Genomic DNA, 2,581 nt, shown 5'->3' on the forward strand with positions numbered 1-2,581 from the left:
ATGTCCGGCTCGGTACGAAACCGCCAGTCAGTTCGCGGATTGTCGATGCAATAGAGATAGCCGACAGGAACGTGAATCCAAAGATAGTCGTCCGGGCCGCCAGCCTCGACGAGCAAGACGTTTTTGCTTTTATCGGCACTAAGACGATTCGCGAGCAGACTGCCTGCAGAACCGGCGCCGATGATGATGTAGTCAAATGTCGATGCGCGCATTTTCACCTGCCTGTGGATAGGGACCTCAACAACCGAGTAGCTACGCCGTTAGCACTACCTACCTTATAAGAAACCACCAAACTGTCGGAATCCTTTGCCCTGGACAAAGTAATTGGACCGATCGTCTATTAAAGTCGAAAAAAACGCCAGCGATTGGCGGGGGAGACAAAACCATCCTAGCTAGTGAGCACGGAGAAAAATCCATCGGCAAACACACGAAGTGGCTTAGGTCCCCCGTCAAGCTTTGCCCTCAACACCGCTCCCTCCCAACCAATCCAGAAAAATTCGGCGAGCGCCTTGCAGTTCTTGTTCGCAGGAATCTGTCCAGTTTCGCGCGCTTCCAGCAGACATCGCTCCGTGCGCGCCTGCCAGTCGTCGAATACGTCGCGCAGTTTCTTCCTGTACGTCTGCGGAAGCGCATTCATTTCCTGACCCAGGTTTCCCACAAGGCATCCACGCCGAAACTGGTACCGCTTCATGCCTGCTTCGGCGTCCGCTGTGAAATCTCGGAGACGCTCCAATGGAGTACGCGTGGGATCCGTCAGGATTCGATCGAGCTTACGTGCAAAGTAGGCGGCGTAGATGTCAATGAGCTCTGCCCCGAATGACTCTTTGCTACCGAAATAGTGGTAGAACGAGCCCTTGGGGACATTGACGCTCCGCAGTATTTCGTCGATGCCGGTCGCCGAAAAGCCTTTCTCCGTAAGGGCCGCTACCCCTGCGCGCAGAAGCGTGTCTCGCGTTTCGCTGAAGCCGGCGAGTTCTTTGGGAGGGCGCCCTCGACGGCGCGCAACGATTGAAGTTTCCATTCGATGAATACTAGACCGATCGTCTATTAAAATCAAGCGGCGAACGATTAGCGGCGAAGTTCTCCCGGCCCCTTGCCGGTCCATCGCTTCAAAGCGCGGCGGAAGTTGGCCGCGTCGCTGAAGCCCAGGAGCATGGCGATGTCATCCGTGCTCATGTTCGTCGTCTTCAAATATTCGGTGGCCAGGGAGCATCGCACGTCATCCACGATGGCAACGAAAGACGTTTCCTCTGCCTCAAGGCGTCGCCGAAGCGTGCGGCTTGTCATCTTCAGCGCGTGGGCGACGACTTCCATGCTAGGGAATATGCCCGGGGTGCGCATGAGCACCTGATAGACCTCGCCCGACGCACCGACCGAGGTCTTCGCTTGTCCGATGAGACGGTCGCACGTTTCCTGGAGCAATGCAGCCGAGTGCCTGTGTGCCAGTTGCGGCTTGTGTTCAAGAATCGCGCTGTCATAGATGAGTTCGCATTGCTCCTGTTCGAAATGACAGGGGCAACCGAGGTACTCAGGATAGATGTCAGCGTGAGCCGGCGCGGGGTACGAAAAGCAGGCCTTCATTGGCGGGCAGCTTCGACCCGCAACGTCTTGCAAATGGGTGACGTGCTGAGTGAATTGCTGTTCGATCAAAAACTCCCGCAACTCGCGGGAGGGACTGGAAATGAACGCGTCGGGAAAGGTCCAAACCGCTTTGTCGGGATATTCGGTCCATTCGATAGTCAGGGTGGGCGTCGCTAGCCGGTGGTATTTGACGCCTAGCTTGAAGTAGTCGCGCAGCGAAAGGCACGACATCAGGGCGTATCCATACATGCCGTAGGCTGAGAGGTGCAGTCGCGCGCCTACTTTGAACGGAGTGGCCGGGTCCTTGGACAACGTCATGGCGTTCTTGCACACCGCCGCGTACTGGCGCACCGAAGTCAGCACGGATGGGTCATCAAGGCTATCCGCATCAATGCCACTGCCCCGCAAACTGTCGACTGCAGCAATACCCTGTTCGGCGAGGATTTCGACAAGCGCCGCGATTTTGTATGGCGCGTAGACGCGCTCGTTTAGTAGCGGAAATTTAGACGGCACCGCACCTCCTCAGATTGTCCCGTGATGACTTCTATCTGTCCGAAAAGGACCTTTCGGAGCGAATCCTATCCCACTACTATCGGTATCACAAGAGGCGGCATGTGACCTGACCAGCCCCAAAACGATATTGGAGACAGCATGAGTTATATCGGCTTTAGTTCCGGCTTTACTTCCCCTAGTCGCCCACAGCGCGAGTCGCCGCGTTGCGCTTCGCGCTTACGGTTTCATGCTTGCCCCTTCGCCGGACAAGACTGACTCGAGTCGTTGCGTGCGGAATGAATACCCCGCGGAACACCCCGCACTGCACCCCGCGCAATACCCTATTCACAACGGCAAACAACTGATGCCGCCGACGCGTCCCGGCAGGCATACGAAGGATTGATCAATTGAGCAACGCTAACCGAAAAGTCATTATCTCCTGTGCCATTACGGGCTCGGCTCATGTCCCGTCAATGTCGGAGTACCTGCCGATTACACCGGCTGATAT

Annotated in this window: 3 protein-coding genes and 1 pseudogene; 1 reads left to right on the forward strand and 3 read right to left on the reverse strand. The window is 56.3% G+C overall.

Going from position 1 to position 2,581, the window contains the following annotated elements:
* The 3 genes and pseudogenes from WCA53_RS13935 to WCA53_RS13945 all read right to left on the reverse strand — a co-directional run.
* Window positions 1-212: pseudogene (locus tag WCA53_RS13935) on the reverse strand (choline dehydrogenase); the annotation flags it as partial.
* Window positions 213-388: 176 nt separating this feature from the next.
* Window positions 389-1,021: a TetR/AcrR family transcriptional regulator gene (locus WCA53_RS13940; RefSeq protein ID WP_423911141.1), complete on the reverse strand. Its 633-nt coding sequence runs from the start codon at window positions 1,019-1,021 to the stop codon at window positions 389-391.
* Window positions 1,022-1,068: 47 nt separating this feature from the next.
* A complete protein-coding gene (locus tag WCA53_RS13945) occupies window positions 1,069-2,094 on the reverse strand; it encodes an AraC family transcriptional regulator (protein WP_423911144.1) in 1,026 nt (341 codons plus the stop codon).
* Window positions 2,095-2,480: 386 nt separating this feature from the next.
* On the opposite strand from WCA53_RS13945, the gene WCA53_RS13950 reads away from it, so the two are divergent.
* The coding region (locus tag WCA53_RS13950; protein WP_423911150.1) for a 3-keto-5-aminohexanoate cleavage protein at window positions 2,481-2,581 on the forward strand (101 nt) is incomplete at its 3' end.

The sequence above is a fragment of the Caballeronia sp. genome, from assembly GCF_049581465.1.
Taxonomy (GTDB): domain Bacteria; phylum Pseudomonadota; class Gammaproteobacteria; order Burkholderiales; family Burkholderiaceae; genus Caballeronia.

Coding starts and splice junctions, on each gene's coding strand:
- WCA53_RS13940 (WP_423911141.1), bottom strand. CDS start 1,021: ATGGAAACTTCAATCGTTGCGCGCCGTCGAGGGCGCCCTCCCAAAGAA.